This is a genomic window from Pseudomonas sp. S3(2024) (genome assembly GCF_036861315.1).
GTDB lineage: Bacteria > Pseudomonadota > Gammaproteobacteria > Pseudomonadales > Pseudomonadaceae > Aquipseudomonas > Aquipseudomonas putida_A.
The window spans coordinates 63,818-68,328 of sequence record NZ_JAZAQQ010000010.1; the positions used below are offsets into that span (position 1 = coordinate 63,818).

A 4,511-nucleotide genomic window follows, 5' to 3' on the forward strand; every position below is an offset into this window, starting at 1 on the left:
AGAAATAGTTCTCAGTCAACACTTTGAAGAGTAGAAGAACAATGCCCGCACCGCACGGACTCCACCCGCTCGCCAAGGCCCTGCTGATCCGCCACTCCTTCCGTTGCACCTTGCCCGCGTTCTGCGCCATGGCCCTGACTATGCCGATGATCGGCCAGGCCCAGGCCGCCGCCGTGACGATCAATATTCCTGCACAGTCGCTGGGGAGCGCCTTGCAGGAATTCGGTCGCCAGACCAACCTCCAAGTGCTTTACAGCCCGGATGAAGTCAGCGGCCTGCGCAGCAGCGCGGTCAGTGGCAACCTGGAACCGACCGCCGCCATCGCGCAACTGCTGCAAGGCACCAACATCGCCTACAGCGTCGAAGGCAACAACGTCGCCTTGCGTTCGCGCAGCACCGGCGGTGCCAGCCTCGATCTGGCCCCGACCAGCATTTCCGCCACCGCCGAATCGGCCTGGGGCCCGGTCGACGGTATCGTCGCCAAGCGCAGCGCCACCGGTTCGAAGACCGATTCGTCGCTCAAGGAAATCCCGCAGACCATCAACGTCGTCACTCAAGACGAAATCAAGATGCGCGGCTCGAAGACCGTCACCGAGGCCCTGCAATACACGCCCGGCATGACCGGTGGCGGTTTCTCGGACCGGGTGAAGATCTTCGACGAACCGACCTCCCGTGGCTTCTCCCCTACTCCGCTGTACCTCGACGGCCTGCACATGCCTTACGGCGGCGGCAGCACCGGCGGTTCGCTGCAGATCGACCCGTACACCCTGGAGCGCGTCGAAGTGCTCAAGGGCCCGGCCTCGGTGCTGTACGGCCAGAACCAGCCGGGCGGTATCGTCAACATGGTCAGCAAGCGTCCGACCGCGACCCCGCTGCACGAAGTGAAGCTCGGCGGCGGCAGCTATGACCGCAAGTACGGTGCCTTCGACCTCGGCGGTCCGATCGACGATCAGGGCGAATTCCTCTATCGCCTGACCGGTGTGGTCAACGACAGCGGCTCGGCCATCGACTACGCCAGCCAGAACCGCATGCTGCTGGCGCCAAGCCTGACCTGGCTGCCCAACGATCAGACCACCATCACCGTGTTCGGGCAGTACCAGAAAGACCACGACGTACCGGAAGCCCAGGGCCTGCCGGCCAACGGCACCGTGCATCGCAGCCAGGCCGGGCGCATCAGCCGCAGCCTGTTCCTCGGCGAGCCGGACGTGAACAAGTACCACCGCGAGCAGTTCGTCGTCGGTTACGAGATCGCTCACGAACTCAACGACGTCTGGACTCTGAAGCAAAACGCGCGTTACGCCGACATCAACGACCAGTACGTGGCGCCGCTGCACGGTTATGCGTTCCCGACCAACCCGGTCACCGGCCTCAACGACGGCAGCTACCAGAGCCGTTATGCGGTGGACTGGTCGCAGCACAACAAGGTCTACGGCATCGATAACATTGCCCAGGCCAAGTTCCACACCGCCGACGTCGAGCACACCGTGCTGCTGGGTGTGGACTACTACCACTACAATTCGAAATTCCTCGGCCTGTACGACCGCACCGCTCCAGGTCTGGATCTGTACAACCCGGTGTATGGCAGCCAGATCAATTTCCGCCAGCCGTACAAATGGGACAACACCATCACCCAGACCGGCCTGTACGCTCAGGATCAACTGCGCTGGAACCAGTGGTTCCTGACCCTCGGCGGTCGGTATGACTTTGCCGAAACCGACAACAAGCAACCGCTGAGCGGCGGCCACAGCAACCAGAAGGACGAGAAGTTCACCGGGCGTGCCGGCCTGGGCTACGAGTTCGACAACGGCATTACGCCGTACGTCAGCTACGCCGAATCGTTCCTGCCGCAGACCGGTACCGACATGAGCGGCGGCGCCTTCGAACCGACCACCGGCAAGCAGTACGAAGTCGGCGTCAAGTACGAGCCGAAGGCCATCGACGGCTTCATTCAGCTGTCGGCGTACCAGATCGACCAGGACAATATGCTCACCACCGACCTCAACAACCCGGGCTTCAGCACCCAGAGCGGCTCCGTGCGTTCGCGCGGTATCGAGCTGGAAGGCAAGGTCAACGTCACCCGCAACCTGCGCGTGCTGGCGGCGGTGTCGCGTAACCAGACCAAGTGGGAGAAGGACAACGACGGTCGCGAAGGTCGCACTCTGGCCATGCGTCCACCGCTGACCGCCTCCGCGTGGGTCAACTACGACTTCGACATCTCTACCGCCCTCGCCGGTTTCGGCATGGGCCTGGGCGCCCGTTACGTGCGCAGCAGCTACGGTTCGGATTACGAGTCGGACTCGTTCCAGATTCCGTCCTATACCGTGTATGACGCCATGGTCTCTTACGACCTGGAGAAATCGCCGCTGCATGTCAAAGGCGTGAAACTGCAAGCCAACCTGCAAAACCTCACTGACGAGAAGTACGTTGCTGCGTGCAACGGCACCCTCGATTGCTATTACGGCGAAGGCCGGACCATGACTGCTGACGTGACCTACAACTGGTAATACGTTTAGCGCGCACTGAAACGCCGGCATTTGCCGGCGTTTTTTTTTGGGACTTGGCGGCCTTGGGGCCGACCAGGCTCTTGGGGTTTTGGGTGAATATCCGTTGCTTCGGGTGCTGCCGCTGGCGGTTTCGCTCTTACAGCGAGTCACCTTTTCCAGACGCCGAAAAGGTAACCCAAAAGGCTTTGCCCCGGCGTACGGCACTTCGCTGAGGCTCAGTGTTCCCTCGCTACGGTGTCCATCCGGGGGCATCGCCTCCGGTTTGCTTCGCTGCACCTCCTCTCGATGTATGCGGCTCCGCCGCATGGCGCTGCGCGCCTATCCCCCGGATGGACACCTACGCTCGGCCTGCCGAAGGGGCAAAAGATCAAAAGCCACATCAAGAGCCAAAGCCAAAGCCAAAGCCAAAGCCAAAGCCAAAGCCAAAGCCAAAGCAGATCAAAAGATCGCAGCCTTCGGCAGCTCCTGCGTGGGAATGGGTGTTTTCAGTTGGAGTTTGGTCGACTGGCAGGCCGCCTTCGCGAGCAAGCCCGCTCCCACAGTTGGAATGGGTGTGTTCAGTTGTAAATGGGTCGGCTGTCAGGCCGCCTTCACCAGCAGGCTGGCTCCTACAATTTAGAGAGCGTGCACCCCTTGCGGCGAAGCCGCCCCACTCAACACAATGAGCGTTAGCTCGAGTACCGCTTTTGATCTGAGGGCCCGTCGGCAGGCTGAGTGGAGGGATTTATCCGGGGGTGGGAGCGCAGCGACCGTTTGGCGCAGCCAAACACCGCGAGAGGAGGTGCAGCGAAGCAAACCGTAGGCGCTGCCCCCCGGATGAATCCCGCAGCGAAGGAACCCGAGCCTAGGCGAGGGCCGAACGTCAGGGTAAAGCCTTTTTGGTTACTTTTTCGGCGTCTGGAAAAAGTGACCCGCCGTAAGGGCGGAACCCTAAGTGGCCGTTACCGCAGCAACGGATATTCACCCACTCACCCACCCCGTCAAGCCAAATCAAACACCTCCACCAAGCGCCCAGCAATCAACCCCAGCGCCTCTTCAGCCTCATCAACAATCGCCCCCATGCGCATGAAGTCATGGGTCATGCCAGCGTAAACCTGCAAGTCGACCGCCCCCCCCGCCGCCTGCAAATGCCGGGCATAAGCCACGCCCTCATCGTGCAACGGATCACACTCGGCCAACACCATCAGCACCGGCGCGACATCGGCCGGAACTTCGCCGAGCAACGGCGAGAAACGCGGATCGAGACGATCGCTGGCATCACGCTGATAGTGCGCGTAGAACCACTGCAGCGAAGCCTTCTCCAGCAGATAACCTTCGGCGAAACGCTCGATCGAAGGCGTGCTGCGACTGGCATCGGTGACCGGATAAATCAGCACCTGCAAACGCGGCTGCACAGCGGCATCCGTCAGTTGCGCAGCCAGCACCGTGGCCAGGCTGCCACCAACGCTGTCACCAGCAATCGCCAGCCGCGCCGTGTCGATGCCCAGATCAGCAGCACTCGCCACCAGCCAGTCCCAGGCATCGCGGGCGTCGTCGGCCGCTGTCGGGAAGCGATGTTCCGGCGCCAGTCGATACGCCACCGACAGCACCACACAATCCGCCAGCGAAGCCAACGCGCGGCACAGCGAATCATGCGAGTCGAGGCTGCCGACCACATAGCCGCCGCCATGAAAATACAACAGTGCCGGACGACCGGCACCCGCCTGCAACGGATGATTGCTGTAGATCCGTGCGTTCAACAGTGCACCGTCACGCACCGGCAATTGCAGCTCATCGACTACGGCCAGTTCTTCACCGCCGGCGTCCATCAGCAACGATGACTGATCGAATTGTTCACGGGCCTCGGTCGGGCTCAACTCGTGCATGCCGACGCGTTTGCCACTGGCCCGGCCGTTGCCGACCAGTTGCAGAAATGCGGCGATATCAGGATTCAATGACATTCAAATCTCCAAAGCGATCGGGCGCCATCAGCGCCCGATCGGTTTTACTTGGGTTTCACGGCAGGGT

General features: G+C 61.6%; 2 protein-coding genes. One reads left to right on the forward strand and one right to left on the reverse strand.

What is annotated here, in order from left to right:
* The first annotated feature begins 41 nt into the window (after positions 1-41).
* Positions 42-2,504, forward strand: a complete 2,463-nt coding sequence (locus tag VLA07_RS22625; protein ID WP_333991447.1) for a TonB-dependent siderophore receptor — start codon at positions 42-44, stop codon at positions 2,502-2,504.
* Between the two features lie 980 nt (positions 2,505-3,484).
* Here VLA07_RS22625 and VLA07_RS22630 read toward each other — a convergent pair.
* Positions 3,485-4,444: an alpha/beta hydrolase gene (locus VLA07_RS22630; protein WP_333991449.1), complete on the reverse strand. Its 960-nt coding sequence runs from the start codon at positions 4,442-4,444 to the stop codon at positions 3,485-3,487.
* Positions 4,445-4,511 lie beyond the last annotated feature (67 nt).